This is a genomic window from Azospirillum sp. FG154 (genome assembly GCF_057809575.1).
The window spans coordinates 237,836-261,158 of the sequence record NZ_JBMDKF010000003.1; the positions used below are offsets into that span (position 1 = coordinate 237,836).

Here is a 23,323-nt window from a genome sequence, read left to right on the forward strand (position 1 = left end):
CAGACTTCCGGGTTGCCTTTTCCGACCGCTTCCAGTAATCGTGCCCGTATTGCCAGTCGCACTGGCCGTAAGCGTTTAACGTCAACCAACGCGCTCAACGATCCTCGTCGATCGGAGCGCGTTCGCGTTGTCGGACGGCCCGTCGATCGAGGACCAGCGTGGAGAACCACCATGGGTCCCCAACCGGCGCGCGATGCGGCTCAAGGCCGCCTCATCATCCTCGCCGTCGTTCTTTTCATCTCCTATCTCTGCGTCGCCATCTCCCTGCCCGTGATCCCGCTCTTTGTGGCCGGGGATCTCGGCCTCGGCAACGTCTGGGCCGGGCTGGGCGTCGGCAGCGCCTTCCTCGCAACCATCCTCACCCGCGGGTTCGCCGGAACCCTCTCGGACCGGCGGGGTGCCAAGCTCGCCGTCAGCCGGGGATTGGTCTTCTACGTGGCGGGCGGGCTGGTCTCTATGGTAGCCGGACTGCTGTCCCACCTGCCGTGGCAGGCATTCTGCCTACTCGTCCTGGGACGCCTGCTCATCGGCCTCGGCGAGAGCTTGGCCGGTGTCGGCGTTGTGGCCTGGGGCATCGGCATCGTCGGCCCGCAGCGGGCAGGCAAGGTGCTGGCGCTGATCGGCGCCGCACTCTACGGCGCTTTCGCGGCGGGCGGCCCGGTGGGCCTGGCGCTCCTCGACGGGCTCGGCTTCTCCGGTGCCATGGCGGTCAGCGCCCTGCTGCCCGCCCTCGGCCTGCTGGCCGTCAGCAGGATAGAGGGTGTCGCCGCCCATCCGAATGCCGAACGCCCGCCATTCCGGAGCGTGCTCGGCCGGATATGGATGCAAGGCTCCGTCGTCTGCCTCCAGGGCATCGGCTTTGCTGCGATCGGCGCTTTCCTCTCCCTCCACTTCGTCCGCGAGGGTTGGCCTTTCGCCGGGCTCGGCCTGACCGCCTTCGGCACCGGATTCGTCCTCGTTCGCTTTACCCTTGGCCATCTCCCGGACCGCATCGGCGGCCTGCCTGTGGCTATCGGATCGCTTTCGGTCGAGACCGTCGGCCAACTGCTGGTCTGGAGCGCAAACGATCCGTTGCTGGCGCTGGCTGGGGCCTTCCTGACGGGCCTTGGCTGCTCGCTGGTCTTCCCATCCATGGGCCGGGAGGTCGTCCATATCGTGGAGCCGCACCTTCGTGGAACCGCCCTCGGCGCGTTCGCGGCGTTTCAGGACGTGGCCTACGGCCTGACCGGCCCCGTGGCCGGGCTGCTCGCCGACCGGGCTGGTTATGGCAGCATCTTCCTGATGGGCAGTGCCGCGGCCTTGGTTGGCCTCCTGACCGCACTCCATCTCCGCCGGACACGGCCAGCGACCGTCAAGCAACCGGCGTAGAAGCTCCTCCGGCACACGCGGCCACGGCGGCCAAGCGGGGCGGTAACTCAGCCCCCCGCCAGCTGCCGTCCCTCAATGAAGCGGCCCAAATCTCCGGTGCCACTTGGAGAACCAGTGGGGCAGCCGCCGCGTCGCCGAGCGCGCGCTCCAGTGCTTCGGGCACGCAGGGGGCGTGTCGTGCAGGCAAAAACACTTCAGCCGCCTCCAGCTACCGCTGGCGGACCAAGGTGATGGTCAAGACGCCCTTGCCCTCAGCCTGCTCCCGTACTCCGTGAGGTATTCCCGGCCCAATGAAGCCACCCCGGTTATCCCGGCGCACGCCGAGGCGACGGCGCGCCGACGTGTTGGGGCCGCCATGTGAGTACGTCACCATGCGCCGCCCTGGGCGGGTCAACCGGTTATGATCCGCGTCTCCGTGACCTCAACGATCCTGCTCCCGCCAAGGTGATGACCTCGACCAAAGCTATCGCGGACCCAAGGGAAGCATGGGCTTTCAGGGCTTCCCAACAAGCTCATGGTTCTCCGTCGCCCGCTGGGAAAGACATCCGACGACACGATGACCGCAATACGTCGATGCCTCACCACCCGCCGACACCGGCGGACCAACGGGCGACGGTGCGCCGACATGTTGAGGTCGCCATGTCGGCGCACCGTCGAAGGAACGTCCATTGATCAGCTCCCAGCGCTTTCTCGGCTGGTGGCTGATCATCTGGTCGTGCGGCCCCGCTACCCCAAGATCTTGAGTAGCGTCGCCAGCCTTGGGACCGTGATCAGTCCTTTCTAAGCAGCTGCTGGACCTCGATGACGCGGTTCGCGTCGCCATAGGCGTAGCGGTCCATGATGGCCTCAATCGCGGCATAGGTGTCGTCACCAATGCTGACGACCCTTTCGGTGCGCCCGCCATTGACCGGCAAGGTGGTGAAGCGCACTGCGTTCGGCCACACCTCGACGCCGGTACCGTTGTAGTAGCAGCCAGAGTCATAGTCCGGCTCGCCCTTGGTCAATTCTTCTGCCTCGTCTTCCCAGTCGGCGGCCTCGAGCGCTTCCTCGATCGCTTGGCCGACCAGTTCGCGCAAATCGCTGAGCAGGCTTGAGGCTTCATCCTCTTCTTCCGAATCATGGTCGATACTGATCGAGTGGTCGAAGGTGTCCGCCTCGGCCATTTCGCAGTAGCAATCGACGATAGCGTCCTCATTGGAAGACCAAACGTGAACCACATCGAAGACGGCGCTCAGGACCGCGTCCTGCGCTTCATCGCTGTAGGCCCCAGCCTCCTCAAGCGCTTTGCCGCTCAAGTACACACGGGCAATGAAGTTGAGGTCCGACATCTTGTCTTCCTTTCAGTTTTGGGATCTGCACCCAGAATATTCGATCTAGTGCCTGGGCGGCGGCACGGAGGAGCAAGCCAAATACTCAGTCGATGTCGCTGAGCTGGCATCGCGGAATAGAAGAAATAATTCGACGAATACCCGCTGACATGGTGATGTCGCCATCTCGGCGGGCGCCGGGATGTGTCAGGAGCGATGGCCCATTACCGAAGCTCGACTGTCCTCGACCGGGGTGGCGATACCGCTGTCTTGCCGCGCCTTCTCCCAGGCGGTTCGGTAGTGCGCCACCAGTGCCTCGGTTTCCTCGGTCCGGCCTCGCAGTTCGTAACCAGCGGATTCGAAGCTGGAAGACATGATCTCGAGCTCTTCCAGGAATAAGCGCCAGCACTCGCCAACATCGGATGTGGCGGTGTGATCCGGGTCACGCCCGAACTGTCGCTTGAACTCACTCTCCGACCGAAAATGAGCAATGTCGATTATCTCCAGTTGAGATCTCGAGAAGCCGCCGAGAGGATCCGCGACCTGAGTAAAGTGACGCATCTTCAGCCCTTGTACCTGGTTGTGAAGAAATGATTGGGAGTTCGCGCCCGTAACCGGCGGCAGTCTTGATAGAGCTCTTCGGCAGGCCAGCCAGAAGGACTGAGGATGGCCTGGGCTGGCCTGCCGAAGGGGTACGCGCTACATCGCGATCGACGGGCACAACCGGTCCGGATCGGCATCCATGCCGCCCAAAACGGAAGGGTCGTCCGTGTCATCGGTGACCTCGTCCAGGGCGGCGTCGATGACATCGCCCTTCATCGCGACCTTCTTCGTCATCGTGGCGTCAAAGCTGCCGTCCAGGACAAGGTGCTGCACGAGCACGGCATTGCGCTGCCCGATGCGGTGTGCACGGTCCTCCGCCTGCTTCATGATGCCGGGGGTCCAATCCTGCTCGGCGAAGATGACCGTCGACGCCGCCGTCAGCGTGATCGCCACGCCACAGGCCCGCATGCTACCGATGAAGACCCGCCTCCGTCCGCCCTGAATGTCATCTTGGGCGCGCTGCCGTTCGGCGTCAGAAGTAGCGCCGCTGATCACCGCAGGCTCGTATCCCGCCCCGCGCAGACCGGCCACTATGCCCTCGATCACGTCGGTGTGGTGGGCGAAGACCAGCACCGCATCAGGCACCGAGCCGAGGACATCGGCGACATGCTCAACGACCTGCGGCACCTTCGCCAGGGCGGTGTCGTGCCGCAGACGCGACATCTCGTTGAACGCCGCGCTGCGACCGGCTTTCAGGTTGGCCACGGCCGCCCGGTACGCGGCCTCGTTGCCACCCACCTTGGCCGAGGCGACCGCGGCACGCAGGCGCTTCTCCTCATGCTCAGCGCGCTCGAGCGCCTCACGCTCCGCGGCGACGACATTGCCGAGAGCCGGGCTGTCGCAGGGAAGCTCGACGACGGAGAACCGCTTCTCCGGCAGGTCGCCCAGCACATCGGCCTTGAGACGGCGCACCATCACCGACTGGCGCAGGACGTCCTGCAATTCACTCAGATTGCTGGCGCCGCTGGCGTCGAACCCGAACCGCGTGTGGCGCCCTTCGCAGTACCGGCTGGCAAAGCGGAAATAGTCGCTCGCCTCCGGTAGCCCCATCGCGTGCAGCATCGGGTAAAGTTCGATGGGCCGGTTCAAAATCGGCGTGCCGGTCAGAAACAACCGGCGCTTGGCCGGGATCGGCGACTGCCCCTTGCCGCCCAGGGCGGCTTTGGTTCGAGCGGTCTTCTCGTCCTTGAGCGCATGCGCCTCATCGTAGACAACGACATCCCACTCCACGGCACGCAACCGGTCAGCGAGCTTGGACAGGATATCGTAGTTCACGACAACGACATCCGTATCCGGCCACACCTTCGTCGTCGCGATGCCGATGGTGAGCGGCTTGATCAGCCACTTGGTGAGCTCCCCACGCCAGTTGATCCGCGCGATCTTCGGACCAACGATGAGCGCGCGCATGCGGTCACGAGCGGCAAGCTCCGTGTTCATCGTGCCGATGGCCTGGATCGTCTTCCCCAGACCCATCTCGTCCGCGATCAGGACGTCCTTGCGCGCCATCGCGTAGGCGATACCAGCCTTCTGGTACGGCAGATAGGACAGCCCGGCCGGAACGGGGATCTCGACGTTGGCATCCGTCGCCCGCGACGCAGCCGCCGAAGCCTGTTTAAGAGCCGTTGCAGCGGCCGCCGCCGCCCGCAGTCCGGTAGCCGTCATCTGGTCGGCATGGTCTGCGAGCTTGACCGCGATCAGCGGGTCCGTCGTCCACCAGTGCTTCAGGGGCGCGGGCGCCCAGCGGAAGCCAGCATTCTTCGGCAGGTCGCGCTCTGAAAACTCGGTTTGGCATTCCCAACGGCCCGTGCCCGCGTTGTAGTTCAGGTTCATGATGTCACCGTACGATGCAGAGGTTGACGGAAAGCGGCTGACGTGTGGTTGGACGGCAAAGATGCTCCTGAGGGCTCATTGCATGCCTCCCGTTGCAACCATCCGAGCGGCGCTCTCTGTCGTCGCACTGCCGATGCGCAGGACGCCGCCGTCGGGGAGTGAGCGCACAGCCCAGTGCCAGAGATCAGGGTGTTCGCAGAGTTCGACGGCCACCAGCTGCGCCCCCGCGTTACCGACCACGACGCCGACTTCGATGACGACGCGGAGGCCAGTTGTCGCCTTCCGGAACTCGCGGCGGCTCATACGCTGCCTCCCTCGGGCTGGACGGCAGCACGGCCCTTGTCAGTCAGGCTCCATTCGTACATGCGGCTGTTCGCCCCGCTTGGCTTGCCCGTGACCATGCCGATCCGTGCCAGCTGATTGAGGCAGTTCCCGATACGGTCCTTGTTCGCCACGGTCGGCGGGATGTGTTCGTGTACGGCCTCCACGACATCAGCCGTGGTCAGCGCACCGAGGGAGGCGTACTCAGCGAGCACACGGCGAATGACGGCAGGCAGGTCGCCACGGCGACGGCCGACAGCACCGACACGAGCCGGTGGCGAAGCAGAAGGCGGAAGCGCCTGAGACGCCACAGCAGGCGTCGCTGCGCGACTACGCTGCCCACCGATGACCTGCATTGCCTGTTCAAGTGCATCCAGATCGTGGGCGACCGTTTGCTGCGTCCGTTCCAGCCGAGCCAACTGCTCGGCCAACTCATCGCGGCGCTGGCGCAGACCTGCAATCAGGGTATCGGCCGGGACGTTAATGACATGGCTCATTCTACGCCTCCGCCGGTCCCGACAGCGCGCAGGTGCGCGCGCAGGCTGCCGTGTTGCGTTCGCGCCTGCCAAGCCGTTGGAGCCAGGGCCAAGGACGCCTTGATCTCGGCGGCGTCTGCGGCGGGAATCTCAGACGTGGGGCATCCGTAGGTGAGAGCCACGTACAGGCTCCGCGTCCGTAGGACCTCAATGGCGTCGTCCTCAGACGTGATCACCCCGTCCAGGAGTTCGCCGCGCGCCCAGCCGCAGCCAGCGGCGTAGACGAACGCCCGGGCGAGTGAGAGCGTCGAAAGGTCGCCCAGGCGGGCGCGCCACATCTCCCAGGCAACACGAGGGGATGCGATGTTGATGTTGCTCATGGGGTCAACCCTTCTTCATCTCGGCCGCCACGCGGGCTGCGGCGTCCAGGGCATCAGCCGTCACTTCGATCGCGCCCGGCGGCACGTCGCTACCGGGACGGTGTTTGGCGGCCAGTTCGTCAGCCGTCGCGCTCAGAAGCGCGATCATGGCGCAGTACGCAGCGTCCACCGCTAGGCTGCGGATGTCGTCGTACTGCACGCTCTGGAGACGCCGCAGGACGTTGCGGCCATTGATCCGGTAGTATGCGGACCCGTCGGTCTCGACGACGTCGAGGCGGCGACTGACGTACCAGGCACAAACCATCGGCGGGGTCGTGTCGACGACGAGGTACTGGTTCCCATCGCATGCGGTCGCGGCATGGAGAACAATAGGCATGCCTCAGCCCTCCACGCGCTGACGACGGGTGCCGCCCTCGCACGGAAGGGCATGACCACCCCGCGCAGTGACAGGCGACAGAGCTGCCGCATTGAGTGACAGGCTCATCAACAGGCTGAGCGGGGCCGACTGCATTGCCAGGACGAACGGTGCGTCCACGGAACGGGCGAACGTCGGTATGCGGCGTTTGTGAGGCATGGTGCGGGCTTGGTTGATGGTTAACTGGCTGTTCCCGCCAGGCCCGCATCACCGGGGCCTCAGCGAGCACGACGATACACGCCTTGCGTGCGACAGCCGCAACGAGCGTTTGCCCGTCGAGCCCAACTCCTCAGCAGGTACGGCGACCTGCCGGATTGCTGCCTACTTTGAGAGCACCGTCAGACCTGATGTCCGGTGTTTTCACAGCAGGGTCGCCAACCGCAAGTACTTAAAAGGTAGTCGCCCCATACCGCTCGCGCAACTCAAAAGAAAAAGTAACGTTACCTTTTATTTGACAAACAAGACGCATCAAAAATCCAAGTCACTGTATTGTATGAGTGATCGCGCCAGAAAATTTTTTTGAGCAACACACAAGCATGATGGCGTTTTTCCCAACTAATCCATTGTGGATAGCGATAGATCCGGTCATATGTCATGAAATAAATTTTTGTCCGACAAGAGCTTACACAATGACGTGACGCTAGGAGGGCGGCATGGAAATGGTCGAGAGCGGGACGCAGGCCGATGCGATCGTGGCAGCCTTGGCGGCGCACGGCATCACAGAGGCGTCGGTGGATGCGGACTACAACCTCGTGTGGGTCAAGGTGAACGGCGTCGTTGCGGGTATCATTTCCGGATACGACGGGTGCGAGGCGGACACGTTCTCTATCATCGACCGCTTCGGCAAAAACTACGGGGCGATGACTACGGCTACACGCTCGACGAGGTCGTGGCTGCTGTGGCCGCCTACGTCCAGGACGGCAAGACACGACACCCGAGCTTCGACCAACGTCCTCGTTGACGACGGCAAGTCCGAGAACCTGAATTGGACACCGTCGACCTGAGCGATGGCATCGACGATGTTCTGGAGACCGAGGCCGATGCCCTGCGTGACGACGCCTTCCGGGGCGACCTTCGACACCCACACCCGCCAGACCGAGATCGGCGAGTGGCGCATCATCGACGCTCGCCAAGCACCGGAGGACAGCGTCACAGCGCACCTCGACTTCGCGCAGAAGCACGGGCCGCTGAACCTTCCAGTCCTCAAGGCCGCTTTCGCGGAGTTCGGCGGCAGGCTCAGGAGCTACGTGCTCGCGGCCCCCACCGGCAGCACCAACCGGCGGGCTTGGTACCTGTACGAGTGGCTCACCGGCCACAGCTCGAGCCGCCCGACCTGACTATGGGCAACTACGTCGATCTCCTGGACCCTGCCGCATACCATGCAGAGGCAGGCGAGGTCTCGCGCCGACACCGCGTGCGGAACAATCTTGGCGGGAGCCCCGCCTTCTGCCCGCTGATCCGGCGTACCCAGGACACGAACGAGATGCGACTCAACGGCCTGCGCCTCGGCATCCAGGATGCGCTGAGCACGACGCCCGAGCCGCTGCTACGCCGGGCCGCCAGCAGCCTGCTGTTCGGCGAGACGCTCACCACCTACGCCATCGAGCAGATCCGTCCGCAGCGCGACAAGCACAAAGAGTAAGCTGAAGTAGACCAAATTTAACGCTCCATAGCGGCTTCCGCCTTCTCGGCTTTGACCTTGGCTCCGTTTACGATAACGTCAAAGATCTGTAGATCATCCACTAGGGTATCCAGCGCCCGCTTCAGCGGCGCCAGTGCCTCTACCCAGTCCTCGTTCTCCCAGGCTGAGGCCAACTTGTCGGCGGGTAACACCACCGGGCGGAAGAAAACGCCCTTGCCTTCGTGAACCCAACCACGCCCATCGAGTTGCTGGCCAAGCTCAACCAGTCCCTTGGCATAAGCGTTCCACGCTGTCTTTCCCCCGAACCAGCCGTGGCCGACCTCAAAACGAAGCCCCCAGTCGGCTTGGCCCGACCCGAACAGGTCGGCTATCTCGTAGGAACTGGTGTCTGAATTAGCACGGTAGCGAAATTGAAACCAAGCGTACCATTCGCTCTCCTCGGGCGCCATCCAATGGCGTGGAGCCACCCACAGACCCTCAAGCTGCTCGGAGACATCGCTCTCTCCTGACCAGTTGTGAGCCTCCAGCCAGGAGGACACAACCTGCCCGATCTCGGTGCGAATCAGCGGTTCGATCTGTGTCTCGAAGAATATGGCTGCCCTGTTGAACAGAGCCAAGTCCTTGAGAATGATAGCTCCGGCTTTGCAATCGTCCGCATCCATCGTGCGGGTCTCCCGTTCAGAAGTTAGTGACGTGACTGGCGAATGTGGTCGCCAGGAAATGCGGGACGCCCGCAGGCGCGCGACCTTCTAAAGTTCGACCTTTTGCGGAAACTGCCCGACGCAGCCCTGTGGCGATCATCGACCAAGCAAACGGGACGACGTATCCGCCGTATTCACCAGCTGTTACCGGTGGCCGTCCATCAGGCGTCAGAAGCGCGATAGCCCAGGGTCTGCCGCATGCCCTTTCGGCAGCGATCCGGCAGTAGCGCTCCAATTGGCCCGGCTGTTCCGGGGCATCGATCTTCACCTCGACAACGACGATGAAAGTCGGGTCATCCACCTGGATGTCGACACGGTTGGCTCTTGATCCGTCCGGGCACTCCTCGACAGCCACAGTGCAGCGGAGCGATGGCCGTTCCGGGAAGCCCGGCAGGTGACGTCGTATGCGGTCGAGGAGAGATATCAGAAGGGCATCGCCGCACCCGTGGCCGCCCCTCGGGTCCAAGAACCACGCCAACACTGAAGCGTTGCGCACTTCATCCCGCCGGAGCGCAGCTGCGGCCCATGGGTTGCCAAACAGCCCCGCGTCCCAGCAGTTGGTGAGCGGGCCTCGCAATTCTCCAAACCAGCTTATCAAGGAAGACGTCTGCCCCACTCGGAATTGCGCTCTGGGCAGTTCAGGTCCAGCGTGACCAAAGCTAAGCCCGCGCAATGTGTCGAACACGGCGGGAAGTTGCTCGGCAAGGAGCGGGCGCTCATCGACCATGACCGGGCGAAGCTGATTGAAGAATGCCGCCAACTCCAATACCGCCGGAGGTCCTAAAGCCTCGCCATCCTCTCCGTTCATCCTGAGTCCCTGGACGCGAATTTGGTTGCAGAATAACGATCACAATCAACCCCGGCAAGCACTCGGTATCCATCACACGCTCATTGCCCTTCCGAACGCCGCCAATTCCATGTACGAACTCGTTTCAACTCCGTGCGGCCTACAGCTTCGAGGCTTCCGCCGTATCGATTCCCGAGTAGGTGACCGTGAACTGCCCCTTGAGCTCTTTCTTCGCGCCGGGCAGCAGTATGCAGGTAAGCTCGATACGGGTGGGGCCAAGCACCCAGAGGCGGGAGAACGAGGAAGAGACGGTGTTCCGCTCCTCCTTCGAGGACGCGGGCGCTCCGTATCGGGAGATGAGCATGTCGGTGAAATTATAGTAGGCTTCCAGGCAGCCACGGCCGTCACTCGACTTATCGAGCATACCGAGCGAGTACAATCCGCCGCCCTTGTCGAACCAAAACTTCATGAGAAAGTCGTGCTGGGCGACCGTGTAGCTGTCGAGCATCAGCAAGAGGCTGTTGCCGTAGCCGTCCTTCTCCGGCTTCACCATTCGCTTCGAGCCTGGCACAGCCCCGAGCACGTCATCCGCGGACATTCCCCACCGCGTCCCCTGCCATCCTGACACGGCATCACCGGCGGCGGCCGGAACAGTGACCCAAAGGGTGAAGATAAGGGCACCAACTATGAGCAGCGAGCGAAGCATCGCCTTCTCCTGACGATCTACAAGGCCGAGCCCAAGGTACATGCAGCGCGGTCAGGTTGTCGTGAGCCAGATCGACGCGACATATGTCGCATCCTGTTGTGATCGCCCGCGGTCCAGGTGCATTGGAAGCGCCGCAGACTGCGGCCTCGGCGCCACCTCCGGTCATGGCTCCATCCCTGTGGTCGCGCTGGGCATAACAGCGCCCCAGGGTGGCAAGACCGCGGTCGAGGAACTGCGCTTTCGCTGCTCATGCTGCGACGACAGGAGCGTCTACGTTGAGCTGGAGCCCCCTTGCCGCTGAAGCAGGCTGAAACGGTTAGCCACCACTGCTGATCCAGCACGCTTCCCATGAACGGCCGAATCGGCGCCGCCGCATGGTCCGCAGGCGGCGAACAGCATCGCGTCCGGCAATCCGCCTGATGAACAGGGCGCCGACCACTTGGTCCGGCGCCATTACATCGAGCCAAGCGCCCGCCCCGACGTGCAAATGGTCCCTGGATCGTCATAGAAAGCACATCTTGACGCAGCTGCCGATCTAGCTCACAACGTGCCCCACGCCAGCGAAGGTGGTGGTTTTAGTAGGTTTGTTGTCCCAGAAGAGTTCGACGGGAAGTCATTGATTCTTTTGGTGACGGTCTGGGGGATCGTCTAGCGGTAGGACAGCGGACTCTGACTCCGCCAGCCTAGGTTCGAATCCTAGTCCCCCAACCAACCTTTTCCCTTTGAAAATCCAAGAGTTGGCCGAGGCCCCCGACCGGGGCTGTTTGGCGGTTTTGTCGTTTGCGGCGTCTGGTTTTACAGTCGTCTGTGTAGCGCGCCGCATGGTTTGACGGCTTCACGCCGCTCACGGCCAACTTACCGACAACAGATCAACGGTGGTCGGATCAGTGGCCGCCGCCACCGCCGCCGTTCCATAAACCGCGTGTGACGCGGGGGCGCTGGGCGGCCTTGTCCTCGCCGCCCAGCGCTGGCACGGTCCTTTTTAGAAAGTGACGATGGCGGTGATTTCCGCCAGCGTGGTGTCCTTGCGCCCGCCCAACTGCTGGCGGCCGCCGTCTCCGGCGTAGAAGCGGCCAACCGCGCCGCTGACCAGAAGATTGGGCGTCGCCTGCCAATCGACGGCGAGGTTGACCTCGTTGCCGAAATCGCTGGAGGTCACGCCGACCGGCTTTTCGTTGAAGCGGAAATTGTAGAACAGCCCGGTCAACGTCACCGTTTCCGACGGCTGCACGGCCAGTTGGACGGTGTTGACCGTCAGGTTGGAGTTGACGTTGGGGAAATACTGCCCGGCGATTTCGCCCTGCAACCAGGTTCCCCAGCGCGGGAAGGCGAGGTGCAAGGGATCGAAGGCTTCGTTTTTCGCCGTGCCGCTCTTGTCGCCGCTGAAGCTGCTGTAGCGGTAGCTCAACCGGGGCGTCCAGGGCAGATCCGACAGGGTGTAGGCGGCTTCCCCGTACCAGGCGCTGGCGTCGAGTTTGGCCGTCGAACGGTTGTTCCGCTCCTTCACATACTCCGCCGACAGGTTGAGGTCCGGGACGTTCGGCACGAAGGCGCCCTGCGCGCGGACGCTGACGATGTCCATGCCCTTGCGCGAGGCCAACCGGGAGTCGTCGATGTTCATGTAGGAGCCGCCGACGACCAGCTTGCCGTCGGCTCCGCCGCGCCATTCCAGATTTCCGCCATAAATGACGTCGGCGAAGCTGTTCTTGTCGCTTTTCAGGCGAAAGAGGTCGAGATGAACCGGCTTCACGTCAACCCGCGCGACGACGCTGGACAGGCCCCAGCCCCGGCGCGGGCCAAGCCAATAGCCGCCCATCCGCCCGGTGTCGAAGGTCCCGTCGCCAATGATGAAGCCGTCGCCGATCATGAAGGGTTGGCGCCCGACGCTGACGTCGATGGCGTTGTCGCCCAGGCTGGGGAACAGGCTTCCCGATTTCCAGCCCAGGAACAGATTGTCGACGTCGAAGCGGCCCTGCCGTCCCTGGACGTTGCCGCCCGCGTCGCCATCGCCGCCGGTGCCGCTGCCGACGATGCGGAAGCCGGTGTAGAACGCGCCGACGGAGTCAGAATTGACGGTCACTTTGCCGCTGGGCGCGATGAAGGCCTCGGTCCAATTGCGGTCTTTTTGCACGCCGCCATCGGGCTTGCGGACGCCGGCGCCAAGATTGGCGTCGCCGACGCTGAGCGCCGCGATCCCGGCGGTCAAGCCGCCTTCGACGGTCACGTTTCCCTGCTCCAGCAGGGTGACGTCCGCTTGCGCGGCTTGCGGCAGGGCGAGAAGCGCTGTGCTGACCAGGCACAGGGCTTTGAGCAGGCGCGCGCCGGGGTGCGGCGCGACGCGGGGAGCGTTGCACATGGAAACCTCGTCTGTTCAATTTTGTGGGTGATGGGGGCGGCGGCGGCCGTCGGCGTTTCGCCGCTGGTTCCGCCGCCGCCTTGGCGTATGCGCTTCGGTGGGGTCTTAGGTGGGGTCGGCGCCGACGACGCCCTTGATCTCCAGGAACTCGGCCAGACCGAATTCGGCGTATTCACGCCCGTTGCCGGACTGTCCGTAACCGCCGAACGGCGCGCTTGGATCCCAGGCCGGGCCGTTCAGGTAGATGGTTCCCGCCCGCAACCGCCGGGCGACGGCGCCCGCCCGTTTCGGGTCGCCGGACTGCACGTAACCGGCCAGCCCATAGACGGTGTCGTTGGCGATGCGGATCGCGTCCTCTTCGTCCTGGTAGGTCAGGATGGACAGGACCGGGCCGAAAATCTCCTCGCGCGCGATGGTCATGTCGGGAGTCACCCGGCCAAAGATGGTCGGGCGGATGTAATAGCCGCGCTCCAGCCCGGCGGGACGGCCGGTTCCGCCGATCAGCAGGTCGGCCCCTTCGGCGACGCCAACCTCGATCATGCGTTGGATCTTCTGGAACTGCGTCGCGTTCGACACCGGGCCGAGCGTGGTCGCCGGATCCAACGGATCGCCGACCGTAATTCCGGCGGCGGCGGCCACCGCCAGTTCGGCGACCGTCTCATACTGCGCCGCCGACACCAGCAGGCGGGTCGGCGCGTTGCAGGATTGGCCGCTGTTGCTGAAGCAGCGCTGCACCGCCTCCGTCACCGCCTTGGGCAGGTCGGCGTCGGGCAGGATGATGTTGGCGGATTTGCCGCCCAGCTCTTGCGTCACCCGCTTGACCGTGTCGGCGGCCAGCTTGGCGACGGCGACGCCCGCGCGGGTCGATCCGGTGAAGGACACCAGGTCGATGTCCGGATGGGCGGCGATGGCCTGGCCGACGCCCGGCCCGTCGCCCTGGACCAGATTGAACACGCCGGGGGGAACGCCCGCCGCGTGCATCACCTCGGCGAAGATGGCGGCGTTGGCCGGGGCCAGTTCGCTGGGCTTCAGGACCATGGTGCAACCGGCGGCGATGGCGGGGGCCACTTTGCAGACGATCTGATTCATCGGCCAGTTCCACGGCGTGATGAATCCGGCGACGCCGGCCGGCTCCCGCAGGATCCGCAGGTCGCCCCGCTTTTCCTCGAACGCGAAGGCGCGGGCCGTCTTGATCGTCTGGTGCAGATGCGCCGCGCCGATTCCGGCCTGGACCTGACGGGCGAAGCCCAGCGGCGCGCCCATTTCCTGGCTCATCGCGTCGCCAAGATCGGCGATGCGGGCCTCGTAGGCCGCCAGAATGGCGACGAGAAGGTCAATGCGCTCCGCCGGGGTCGTCCGCGAAAAGCTGGCGAACGCCCGTCGCGCCGCCGCCACGGCGCGATCCACGTCGGCGGCGTCGCCAAGCGCCACTTGGGCGAAGGCCTCCTCGGTCGCTGGGTTGATGACGTCGATCAGGCGCGGCGCGTTGGGCGCCGTCCATTGGCCGTCGATGTAGAATTGGGTGGTGTTCGCCATGGGATGTTATCCGTGAGACAGGGAGTGAGACGAAGCCTGGACCGTTCCAACGGTCGAGCGCCAGCGCGCCCAACCATACGCCGCCGCCGAGACCAGAAACAAAGCGACGCCTTCGACCACGACGGCGCCGTAACCGCTCCAATCGATGGTGTAGCCCGCCAGAAGCGGCCCCAGCGCGGCGCCGCCGCCGATAATCATGTTGGACAGGATGACCATGGCGCCGTGTTCGTCGGAATCGGCCAGCGCGGCCAGCAGCATCGGCAGCAGAAAGGCCCAGAGGATTTGCAGCAGGATCGTCGCGGCGGAGAAGGACAGATGGTCCTTGGTCAGCGCCAACGTCGCCAGGCAGCCGATCAAACCGATGTAGCTGCCGATGGACCAACGGCCTTGCCAGGCGCTTCCGCCGGTGTAGGACGCCAGGAAGGAGCCGATGACGCTCACCCCCATCGCGCCGGAGGTCAGCATGCCGATTTCAGCCTCGGAGAAACCGATGTCGGAACCGGGGATGCCCAAAAAGGCCCAACCGCCGCCGATGGCCACGTAAAAGCAGAAGATCGCGAGCATGTTCAAACGGGCCGCTGGGCGCGTCGGCTGGCCGTCGGCTTGCGGCGGCAGCATTTTGTCGGGCTGGAAGCCGTACAAAAAGGGCAGGGCGACCAGGGCGGCCAGAGCGAGCGCGCCGTAAAGGCCGCCCAGCCCGGTTTGGGGGAACAGATCGGGCAGATACAGCAGGCCCGCCGCCGCCGTCACCGTCTGCCCGCCGGTCCAGAAGGCGAAGGAGCGCGGCGGGTTTTCCGACCGCGCGGCGGCCAGCAGGCACACCACGGACAGAACGCCGCCCGCCGCCCCGGCGGCGACGCGCGCGGCGAGAAACCACGAGATGGTGGTGGTGGCCGCCGACAGCAGATTGGCGAGGATGAAGACCAGGGTCGCCAACACGACCAGACGACGCGGCGTCATGTTGCGCAGCATGCGCACCGCCGGGATTGAAATCAGCGAGGCGCCGGCGAGTTCACCGGCCATCAACAGGCCGATGGTTCCCGGCGACCAGTCCATTTGCACGGCCATCTGCCCGGCGATCACCGGCGCGATCAAAAAGGTGTAGGGGCCGACCAGGCCGAACAGCGTGATCGCCGCCACCGACAGGTGGCTGTCGCGGGGCGCCGTTGAAGAATTCATGCTCTGTCTCCCAGATTTCGGTGTGCCGAATGTTCCTGTTCAACGGCATTCCTTTTTCAGCCAAGGGTTGGGCGTGGCTGGCGGAATGTCCATGTCGTTTTCTGCTTCATCATAGGCGTCGGCGAAAAGCGGGCGCGCCGTCGATCCTTGCCGGATCGGACGCGGCCAATCTCCGCGATGAAAGACCGCGCGGTTCCTGATCCGCGAGGGTCGACTGTGGCCTTGTCGCAAAAATATAGTCAAATGACCAAATCGTTTGACCAACATGCAGAGGGGGTGATATCGGTGTCAAGAGAAACATGAACAAAAAACGCCCCGCTCGGCTGAGAACAGGCGCCGTCACCGGCGCGCCGACGGGGGAGGCCGCATGACAAGGGAATGAGCGAACATGAGCAAGGACGCCCCCCGGCATTCCGACCCCGCGCGCACCGACTTCTCACACACCGATTCCTCACACTCAGAACCCTGGCGCTGGGACGCCGTGACCCTGGCCGGACGGCTGGCGCGGCGCGAACTGTCGGCGCGCGAGGCCGCCCAGAGCTGTCTGGATCGGTTGGACGCGGTGAATCCGCAGATCAACGCGGTGGTCGATGATCCGCGCGACTCCGCGCTCGCCGCCGCCGATCTGGCCGACGCGCGGGCCGCCTCCGGCGCGGCCTTGCCGCCGCTGCACGGCGTGCCGGTGACGACGAAGATCAACGTCGATCAGATCGGCGCGGCCACCACCAACGGCGTCCGCGCCTTCACCGGCTTGATCGCCGACAGCGACAGCCCGTCCATCGCCAATCTGCGCAAGGCGGGCGCGGTGTTCGTCGGGCGGACCAACGCGCCGCCCTTCTCCCTGCGCTGGTTCACCGACAACGAACCGCATGGGCTGACGCTGAATCCGTGGGATCCAACGCGCAACGTCGGCGGATCGAGCGGCGGCGCGGCGGCGGCGGTGGCGACGGGCATTGGCCCCATCGCCCATGGCAATGATCTGGCCGGGTCCGTCCGCCTGCCCGCCAGCGCCTGCGGCGTCTATGGCTTGCGACCCACCACCGGGCGCATTCCCGCCTTCAACCCGACCGGCAAGGCGGAGCGGTCGCTGTGCCTGCAATTGGGGGCGACGCAGGGTGTGCTGGCGCGTTCGGTGCGGGACATCCGGCTGGGGCTGTCGGCCATGAGCGCCCGCGATCCGCGCGATCCCTGGTGGGTTCCCGCTCCGCTCGACATGGAGGGCGACCGGGACGCGCAGCGGGTGGCGCTTTACACCGGCACGGCGGACTATGACGTCGATCCTGCCGTGTCCGCCGCCCTGCGGCAGGCCGGGGATTGGCTGAGCGACGCCGGTTACAGCGTGGAAGAGGCGGCGCCGCCCCGCTTCGTCGAGGCGGCGGATTTGTGGATGACCCTGCTGGGCAACGAGATCCGCACCCCGGCGATGCAAGCGGCCTTGGCGCTGGGCGACGACGGCTTGCGGCGGTCGCAGGATCTGACGCTCCAGTGGGCGCCCGTCCTGTCGGCGGAGGACGTGTTGGCGGGCCTGGCGACGCGGACGACCCTGCAACGCGCCTGGACTTTGTTCTTCGAGCGTTACCCGTTGTTGCTGGTTCCCACCTCTTGGCGGTTGCCCTTTCCGGTGGCCCATGACGTGGCGGGGGCGGAGGAGGCGCGGGAGATTCTGCGCGCGCACAGCCCGTGCACCGCCACGGCGATGCTGGGCGTTCCGGCGATCTCCGTTCCGATCACCCGCGCGCCTCTGCCCATCGGGATTCAGGTGGTCGGCGCGCGTTTCCGCGATGGGCTGTGTCTGGCCGCCGCCGCCGCATTGGAGGAGCGCATCGGCGCGATCCGTCCCATCGACCCGGTGGGGTTGTCAAAAACGCTCGTATGAACTGGTCATTTGACCTATTTTCGGTTCCCCGCTGATCCATCCGGGATCGGCGTCTGTCCTGTCATCGTCGGAAGGGGAACCGAATCGTGTTGCGGAGTCCAAAAAGTGAAGAAAAGCGGGAAGCGATCTTGCAAGCGGCGGTCGCCGTCATCGCCAAAAATGGCGTGCATGGCGCCACCACGCGGAAAATCGCCGCCGAAGCGGGGATAAACCTCGCCACGCTGCATTACCAGTTCGAGAACAAGGAAGCGATTCTGCTCAGCGTTCTGGGCCATCTGGCCTCGAAATACCGGCAGAATCTGGAGCAGACCTTTGACAAGCCGGAACCCTTGCGGGACCGGATCGACCGTTTGCTGACCTACATTTGGGGGGAGATCCAGAGGAACCCGCACGAGCAACTGACGCTGTTCGATCTGACGCTTTACGCCCTGACCACGCCGGGATCGGAATGGATGGGGAAGAAGAAGTACGACGAGTATCAACTGCTCTACCGGGACGCTCTGGCCTCCTCCAGCGAAATCACCGCCGGTTCGTCGGAGATTGATCTCGACGCCCTGACCAACTTCATCTTCACGGGCTTCATCGGGATCGTTCTGCAATGGCTGGCCACCGCCAACACGCCCCGCGCGCGGCAGCAGATCCAAACCCTCGTCACCGCCGCGCAGCGCGTGTTCCTATGATCCATCCCTGAATCATTCGGAGACACCATGGCTTCTTCTCCCCAGCACATCGCCGTCATCGGCGCCGGTTTCGCCGGGCTGACCGCCGCGCGCGCCCTGAAGGCCGCCGGTCACGCCGTCACCATCCTCGAAGCGCGGGACCGGGTGGGCGGACGCGTCCACACCAAGGCGGCGGCGGATGGCACGCCGGTGGACGTCGGCGGCCAATGGATCGGCCCCGGCCAGGACCGGGTTCTGGCGCTGGCCGAAGAGTTGGGGGTTGAAACCTTCGCGTCCTATGAAACCGGCGAAAATCTGTGCCTGTTCAACGGCGAGCTGATGCGCTTCTCCGGCATTCTGCCGCCCCACGCGCCCGAAGCGGTGGCGGAAACGGAGGCGACCTTCCAGGCGCTGGACGAATTGGCGGCGACGGTGGACGCCGAACAGCCCTGGGCCTCGCCCAACGCGAAGGAACTGGACAGTCAGAATTTCGAGGCGTGGATCGAACGCACGGCGACGGGGGCGGAGGCGCGCTTCTGGATGCGTTTCCTCGCCAAATCGGTGCTGGCGGCGGACGCGCGCGAGCTGTCGTTGCTGCATGTGCTGTTCTATGTGAAGTCCGGGGGCGGGCTGGCCAGCCTCATCAGCATGTCGGGCGGCGCGCAGGAGCGGCGCTTCACCCGTGGCGCCCAGCATCTGGCCGAGCGTCTGGCCGAGGATGTCCAGGCGGAGTTGCGCCTCAACACGCCGGTCGTGGCGTTGCGTCAGGACGCTGACGGCGTCGTGGTCGAGCATGCGGGCGGCTCCTTGCGGGCCGACCGGGTGGTGGTGACTCTGCCGCCAGCCTTGGCCGGTCGCCTGCGCTATTCCCCCGCCTTGCCCGGCGTGCGCGACCATCTGACCCAGCGGCTGCCGATGGGCGCCTGCATCAAGATCCAATGTTTCTACGCCCGGCCCTTCTGGCGCGACGCGGGCCTGTCCGGCATGGCGATCAACGAGTCCGGGCCGATCAGCCTGATCTATGACAACTCCCCGGCGTCCGGCGCGCCCGGCGTTCTGGTCGCCTTCATCGAGGGGGAGGAGGCCAAGGAATGGACCAACCGCAGCGCCGCCGACCGTCAGGCGGCGGTCCTCGGCGCGCTGGTTCGTCTGTTCGGCCCGGCGGCGGCGGATCTTCAGGAATACATCGAGCAATCCTGGCTGGAGGAGGAGTTTTCGCGCGGTGGTTACGGCGGTTTTCTGGTTCCCGGCGCCTGGACCACGTTCGGACCGGCCTTGCGGGAACCTTGCGGCCGCATCCATTGGGCCGGGACCGAAACCGCCAGCCAATGGGCGGGCTACATGGATGGCGCGATCCGTTCGGGCGAGCGCGTCGCGGCGGAAATTCTGGCCGTTTCGGCGGCTCAATAACAAGCGGGCAGGGGAAGCATTCCATGGTTGACAGCGCGAAGCTGGCTCGCCTGCGCGAGCGTTACGGCGCGGCCTCGCCCGCCGATTTTTTCGATCCCCATTTCCAGCAGGTCGCGGCGGCGGTGTTCCAGGGGGCCGAGGCGCCCCGACCGCCCTACAGCGACGTCGGCACGCTGCTGGACGCGCCGCTGCGCCTTGATCTTGCCGCTCTGCCCGATTTCGGCGGGCTGGACATGGCGCTCATCGGCGTTCCGTTGGATTTGGGCGTGACCAACCGGGCGGGCGCCCGCTTTGGCCCGCGCGCCGTGCGCGGCGTGGACCGCATCGGCCCCTATGACCATGTCCTGCGCATGGCCCCGGCGACCGAGATCAAGATCGCGGACGTCGGCGACGTGCCGTTTGGCAATTACCTCAGCCATGACGCCTGTCACGCCGACATCCAGGCCTTTTACGGGCGGATCAAGGACGCCGGGGTGATTCCGTTGAGCGTCGGCGGCGATCATTCCGTCAGTTCGTCCATCCTGAAAAATCTGGGCCGGTCGGAGCCGGTCGGCCTGATCCATTTCGACGCCCATTGCGACACCAGCGGCGTCGGCGACGGCGCCCGTTTCCACCACAGCGGCCCCTTCCGCACGGCGGTGCTGGACGGGGTTCTCGACCCCGACCGGACCATTCAGATCGGCATCCGGGGCAGCGCCGAGTTTTTTTGGGAATTCTCCTACGAATCCGGCATGACCGTTCTGCACGCGGAGGACGTGCAGGAGATGGGGTTGAAGGCCGTCATCGCCAAGGCGCGCGCGGTGGTCGGGGACGGGCCGGTCTATGTCTCGTTCGACGTCGATTGCCTGGATCCGGTCTTCGCCCCCGGCACCGGCACGCCCGAGGTCGGCGGCCTGACCTCGCGCGAGGCGTTGACCATTTTGCGAGGGCTGGACGGATTGGACGTGATCGGCGCCGACGTGGTGGAGGTCGCGCCCCAGTATGACCCGACCAGCAACACCGCCCAGGTGGCGGCGCAGATCCTGTTTGTGGAGCTGTGCCTCGCCACCCGCGCCTTGCAACGCCGCCGACAGGGCGGGTGATCGGAGCGCTCTCGTCTCGGCAAGATGGGGATGAGAGCGCCTTTCGGGCAAAGGGATGCTTTTCGCGCTTGCGACGTCAAGGCGCGCCGTGCGTCAACCGCCCTGCTGGGGGTGGTGAGACCGGGGCGAACTCCGATCGACCAGCGCGCGCCAGAGCCAGGGCGCTGCGCGGGACGTGCGTTTCGGCGGGCGTCAACGATCTTTTTGGCGCGGCGACGGACCGTTCGCCGGGTGAGCGGCGCCGTGAATCTCAGAGGGTTTCGCCGACATCAGCCACAAGAAAGCCCCCCTCAGGTTTCCCCGAGGGAGGCTCTTGACGGCGCCGCCGGGCCGCTCCGCCATCGCCAGGGCGATGACGGAAAACCCGGCGAGATCGACGTTTGTATCAGACCGAGTAGTACATCTTGTACTCGATCGGGTGCGGCATGGTCTCGAAGGCCATCATTTCTTCCGTGCGGAGGTCGATGTAGCCGTCGATCATGTCCTTCGAGAAGACGTCGCCCTTGCGCAGGAAGTCGTTGTCTTCGCGCAGCGAGTTGAGCGCTTCACGCAGCGAGCCGCAGACGGTCGGAACCTTGGCCAGCTCTTCCTTGGGAAGATCGTACAGGTTCTTGTCCATCGCGTCGCCGGGGTGGATCTTGTTCTGGATGCCGTCCAGGCCGGCCATCAGCATCGCGGCGAAGGCCAGATACGGGTTGGCCGACGGATCCGGGAAGCGAACCTCGACGCGCTTGCCCTTCGGCGACGCGACATAGGGGATGCGGCAAGAGGCCGAACGGTTGCGGGCCGAATAGGCCAGCAGCACGGGGGCTTCATAGCCCGGGACCAGACGCTTGTAGCTGTTGGTCGACGGGTTGGTGAAGGCGTTCAGCGCCTTGGCGTGCTTGATGATGCCGCCGATGTAGTACAGGGCCAGTTCCGACAGGTCGGCGTACTGGTTGCCGGCGAACAGCGGCTGGCCGTCCTTCCAGATCGACTGGTGGCAGTGCATGCCCGAACCGTTGTCGCCGAACACCGGCTTCGGCATGAAGGTCGCCGTCTTGCCATAGGCGTGGGCGACGTTGTGCACGACGTACTTGTAGTACTGCATGTTGTCGCCGGTGCGGACCAGCGTGTCGAACTTGATGCCCAGCTCATGCTGCGCGGCGGCCACCTCGTGGTGGTGCTTTTCGACCGGAACGCCCATTTCGGCGAGCACGCTCAGCATTTCGGCGCGCAGGTCGTTGGCGCTGTCCACCGGGGCGACCGGGAAATAACCGCCCTTGGTGCCCGGACGGTGGCCCAGGTTGCCGTCCTCATAGTCCTTGCCGGAGGCGTAGGAGCCTTCGTCCGAGGCGAACTCGTAGGACACCTTGTTCATGTCGACGGAGTATTTGACGTCGTCGAACACGAAGAACTCGGCTTCCGGGCCGAAGAACACGGTGTCGCCGATGCCGGCCGAGGCGGTGTAGCGCTCGGCGGCCTTGGCGATGCCGCGCGGGCAACGCTCGTAAGCCTGGCCGGTGGCCGGATCGAACACGTCGCAGAGGACGTTCAGCGTCGGCTGGGCGGCGAACGGATCCATGACGGCCGTCGTCGGGTCGAGCTGAAGGATCATGTCCGACTCTTCGATGCCCTTCCAACCGGCGATCGACGAACCGTCGAACATGATGCCGTCCTCGAACACGTCCTCGTCGATCGTCGAGACGTGCTGGGCGGTGTGGTGCAGCTTGCCGCGCGGGTCGGTGAAGCGGAGGTCCACGTACTTGACGTCGTGTTCCTTGATCAGGTCGAAGACCTTGCTGATGTCGGACATATCTCTTTTTCCACGCTTAAGAGGTTTGGATCCCGCTGCGTCAAACCACCATCGGATCGCGACGGCGGGCGACGAGGCTCGCGGCGGACGTTATGTCACGCCTTTCCCGCCCGCACAACGCGCCAGCCGAAAAAGTCGCAGGCCCACGACGACCGCCATCGGCGGTTCGGCGGGGAAAGCGGCGCGTTCGGATGAGGCGGGCATGGGGGAAAGACGCATGTTGGCGACGGCTGTTGACTTGGGGTTGGGTGGGCGGACGCGATCAGATCGCGTCGGCGCCCTTTTCGCCGGTCCGGATGCGGACCACTTCTTCCACGGGCGTGACGAAGATCTTGCCGTCGCCGATCCGGCCGGTGTGCGCGGCCTGCTGGATCGCCTCGATCGCCCGTTCGACCAGGGTGTCTTCCATCACCACTTCGATTTTCACCTTGGGCAGGAAGTCAACGACATACTCCGCGCCACGGTACAGTTCGGTGTGCCCCTTTTGGCGGCCAAAGCCCTTGGCTTCGGTGACGGTGATGCCCTTGATCCCGACTTCGTGAAGGGCTTCCTTCACCTCGTCGAGTTTGAACGGCTTGATGATGGCTTCGATCTTCTTCATGGGTCTCTCGTGTACGAGGTGCCAACGTCGGCAGGCACCGTCCACGGCACTGCCGACACAACGTCGATAAGCATGGAGCGTGCCAGAAACACGTCCTCCGTTCAAACGGCGTCAACACTGGCTCAGCAATGGCTTTGCGCCATTGGTTCAGGCAGCATTCTGCCGAATTATGCGGCTGCGTGAACATTAATTGTGCAAGCGCCGCCGATTATCCGCGAACAGGGCGCCGCGCCCTGCCGGAACGGCGCGTTGGCGGCGCAAGGCGATGTTTTTTCGCCAAGCCGCAAAATCCG

Annotated in this window: 23 protein-coding genes and 1 tRNA gene; 9 read left to right on the plus strand and 15 right to left on the minus strand. The window is 64.8% G+C overall.

Features of this window, described 5'->3' with window-relative positions; genetic code table 11:
- Positions 1 to 171: 171 nt before the first annotated feature.
- Positions 172 to 1,368 (plus strand): arabinose transporter, encoded by a 1,197-nt coding sequence (locus ACODS4_RS05245; protein ID WP_488861393.1) that lies wholly within the window; start codon positions 172 to 174, stop codon positions 1,366 to 1,368.
- Between the two features lie 770 nt (positions 1,369 to 2,138).
- Here the strand turns inward: ACODS4_RS05245 and ACODS4_RS05250 are convergent.
- The 7 genes from ACODS4_RS05250 to ACODS4_RS05280 form a co-directional block, all read right to left on the minus strand.
- Positions 2,139 to 2,696 (minus strand): hypothetical protein, encoded by a 558-nt coding sequence (locus tag ACODS4_RS05250; RefSeq protein WP_488861395.1) that lies wholly within the window; start codon positions 2,694 to 2,696, stop codon positions 2,139 to 2,141.
- Positions 2,697 to 2,882: 186 nt separating this feature from the next.
- Positions 2,883 to 3,236: a hypothetical protein gene (locus ACODS4_RS05255; protein WP_488861396.1), complete on the minus strand. Its 354-nt coding sequence runs from the start codon at positions 3,234 to 3,236 to the stop codon at positions 2,883 to 2,885.
- Between the two features lie 138 nt (positions 3,237 to 3,374).
- The gene (locus tag ACODS4_RS05260; protein ID WP_488861397.1) at positions 3,375 to 5,108 is read right to left on the minus strand and encodes a DEAD/DEAH box helicase; all 1,734 of its coding nucleotides are present in this window, start codon (positions 5,106 to 5,108) and stop codon (positions 3,375 to 3,377) included.
- A gap of 75 nt (positions 5,109 to 5,183) precedes the next feature.
- Complete coding sequence (locus tag ACODS4_RS05265; protein ID WP_488861399.1) at positions 5,184 to 5,411, minus strand: hypothetical protein; 228 nt, start codon at positions 5,409 to 5,411, stop codon at positions 5,184 to 5,186.
- The gene (locus ACODS4_RS05270) at positions 5,408 to 5,926 is read right to left on the minus strand and encodes a hypothetical protein (protein WP_488861401.1); all 519 of its coding nucleotides are present in this window, start codon (positions 5,924 to 5,926) and stop codon (positions 5,408 to 5,410) included. Before ACODS4_RS05270 ends, ACODS4_RS05265 begins: the two co-directional genes overlap by 4 nt.
- Positions 5,923 to 6,285, minus strand: a complete 363-nt coding sequence (locus ACODS4_RS05275) for a hypothetical protein (protein ID WP_488861403.1) — start codon at positions 6,283 to 6,285, stop codon at positions 5,923 to 5,925. The genes ACODS4_RS05270 and ACODS4_RS05275 overlap by 4 nt, the downstream gene beginning before the upstream one ends.
- Before the next feature lie 4 nt (positions 6,286 to 6,289).
- The gene (locus tag ACODS4_RS05280) at positions 6,290 to 6,661 is read right to left on the minus strand and encodes a hypothetical protein (RefSeq protein WP_488861405.1); all 372 of its coding nucleotides are present in this window, start codon (positions 6,659 to 6,661) and stop codon (positions 6,290 to 6,292) included.
- A gap of 692 nt (positions 6,662 to 7,353) precedes the next feature.
- Here ACODS4_RS05280 and ACODS4_RS05285 point away from each other — a divergent pair.
- From ACODS4_RS05285 to ACODS4_RS05295, 3 genes are read left to right on the plus strand one after another with little or no spacing between them, the layout of a single operon-like run.
- Positions 7,354 to 7,704 (plus strand): hypothetical protein, encoded by a 351-nt coding sequence (locus ACODS4_RS05285; protein ID WP_488861406.1) that lies wholly within the window; start codon positions 7,354 to 7,356, stop codon positions 7,702 to 7,704.
- Between the two features lie 36 nt (positions 7,705 to 7,740).
- A complete protein-coding gene (locus ACODS4_RS05290) occupies positions 7,741 to 8,037 on the plus strand; it encodes a hypothetical protein (RefSeq protein ID WP_488861408.1) in 297 nt (98 codons plus the stop codon).
- A gap of 2 nt (positions 8,038 to 8,039) precedes the next feature.
- The gene (locus tag ACODS4_RS05295; RefSeq protein ID WP_488861410.1) at positions 8,040 to 8,342 is read left to right on the plus strand and encodes a hypothetical protein; all 303 of its coding nucleotides are present in this window, start codon (positions 8,040 to 8,042) and stop codon (positions 8,340 to 8,342) included.
- Between the two features lie 17 nt (positions 8,343 to 8,359).
- Here ACODS4_RS05295 and ACODS4_RS05300 read toward each other — a convergent pair whose 3' ends face one another.
- The 3 genes from ACODS4_RS05300 to ACODS4_RS05310 form a co-directional block, all read right to left on the minus strand.
- On the minus strand, positions 8,360 to 9,004 hold the full coding sequence (locus ACODS4_RS05300) for a hypothetical protein (protein WP_488861412.1): 645 nt from the start codon (positions 9,002 to 9,004) through the stop codon (positions 8,360 to 8,362).
- 16 nt (positions 9,005 to 9,020) lie between these two features.
- The gene (locus tag ACODS4_RS05305) at positions 9,021 to 9,851 is read right to left on the minus strand and encodes a PDDEXK-like family protein (RefSeq protein ID WP_488861414.1); all 831 of its coding nucleotides are present in this window, start codon (positions 9,849 to 9,851) and stop codon (positions 9,021 to 9,023) included.
- A 139-nt stretch (positions 9,852 to 9,990) separates the two neighbouring features.
- A complete protein-coding gene (locus ACODS4_RS05310; RefSeq protein WP_488861416.1) occupies positions 9,991 to 10,536 on the minus strand; it encodes a hypothetical protein in 546 nt (181 codons plus the stop codon).
- A gap of 637 nt (positions 10,537 to 11,173) precedes the next feature.
- Here ACODS4_RS05310 and ACODS4_RS05315 point away from each other — a divergent pair.
- Positions 11,174 to 11,247: transfer RNA gene (locus tag ACODS4_RS05315), tRNA-Gln, on the plus strand.
- Positions 11,248 to 11,518: 271 nt separating this feature from the next.
- Here the strand turns inward: ACODS4_RS05315 and ACODS4_RS05320 are convergent.
- From ACODS4_RS05320 to ACODS4_RS05330, 3 genes are all read right to left on the minus strand, one after another.
- A complete protein-coding gene (locus tag ACODS4_RS05320) occupies positions 11,519 to 12,892 on the minus strand; it encodes an alginate export family protein (RefSeq protein WP_488861418.1) in 1,374 nt (457 codons plus the stop codon).
- 105 nt (positions 12,893 to 12,997) lie between these two features.
- Positions 12,998 to 14,428, minus strand: a complete 1,431-nt coding sequence (locus ACODS4_RS05325; protein WP_488861420.1) for an aldehyde dehydrogenase family protein — start codon at positions 14,426 to 14,428, stop codon at positions 12,998 to 13,000.
- 6 nt (positions 14,429 to 14,434) lie between these two features.
- The gene (locus ACODS4_RS05330) at positions 14,435 to 15,607 is read right to left on the minus strand and encodes an MFS transporter (RefSeq protein ID WP_488861422.1); all 1,173 of its coding nucleotides are present in this window, start codon (positions 15,605 to 15,607) and stop codon (positions 14,435 to 14,437) included.
- Between the two features lie 388 nt (positions 15,608 to 15,995).
- Here ACODS4_RS05330 and ACODS4_RS05335 point away from each other — a divergent pair, with 388 nt between their 5' ends.
- The 4 genes from ACODS4_RS05335 to speB all read left to right on the plus strand — a co-directional run bounded on the left by ACODS4_RS05335 (position 15,996) and on the right by speB (position 20,634).
- Positions 15,996 to 17,483, plus strand: a complete 1,488-nt coding sequence (locus ACODS4_RS05335) for an amidase (protein WP_488861424.1) — start codon at positions 15,996 to 15,998, stop codon at positions 17,481 to 17,483.
- 128 nt (positions 17,484 to 17,611) lie between these two features.
- Positions 17,612 to 18,163: a TetR/AcrR family transcriptional regulator gene (locus ACODS4_RS05340; RefSeq protein WP_488861426.1), complete on the plus strand. Its 552-nt coding sequence runs from the start codon at positions 17,612 to 17,614 to the stop codon at positions 18,161 to 18,163.
- A 27-nt stretch (positions 18,164 to 18,190) separates the two neighbouring features.
- Positions 18,191 to 19,552, plus strand: a complete 1,362-nt coding sequence (locus ACODS4_RS05345; RefSeq protein WP_488861428.1) for a flavin monoamine oxidase family protein — start codon at positions 18,191 to 18,193, stop codon at positions 19,550 to 19,552.
- A gap of 23 nt (positions 19,553 to 19,575) precedes the next feature.
- Entirely contained in the window at positions 19,576 to 20,634 is a 1,059-nt protein-coding gene (speB, locus tag ACODS4_RS05350; RefSeq protein WP_488861429.1) for an agmatinase, read from the plus strand.
- Positions 20,635 to 21,019: 385 nt separating this feature from the next.
- On the opposite strand, the gene glnA is transcribed toward speB, so the two are convergent.
- Both glnA and ACODS4_RS05360 read right to left on the minus strand, forming a co-directional pair.
- On the minus strand, positions 21,020 to 22,429 hold the full coding sequence (gene glnA / locus ACODS4_RS05355) for a type I glutamate--ammonia ligase (protein WP_488861431.1): 1,410 nt from the start codon (positions 22,427 to 22,429) through the stop codon (positions 21,020 to 21,022).
- A gap of 262 nt (positions 22,430 to 22,691) precedes the next feature.
- Entirely contained in the window at positions 22,692 to 23,030 is a 339-nt protein-coding gene (locus tag ACODS4_RS05360) for a P-II family nitrogen regulator (RefSeq protein ID WP_119829694.1), read from the minus strand.
- Positions 23,031 to 23,323: the final 293 nt, after the last annotated feature.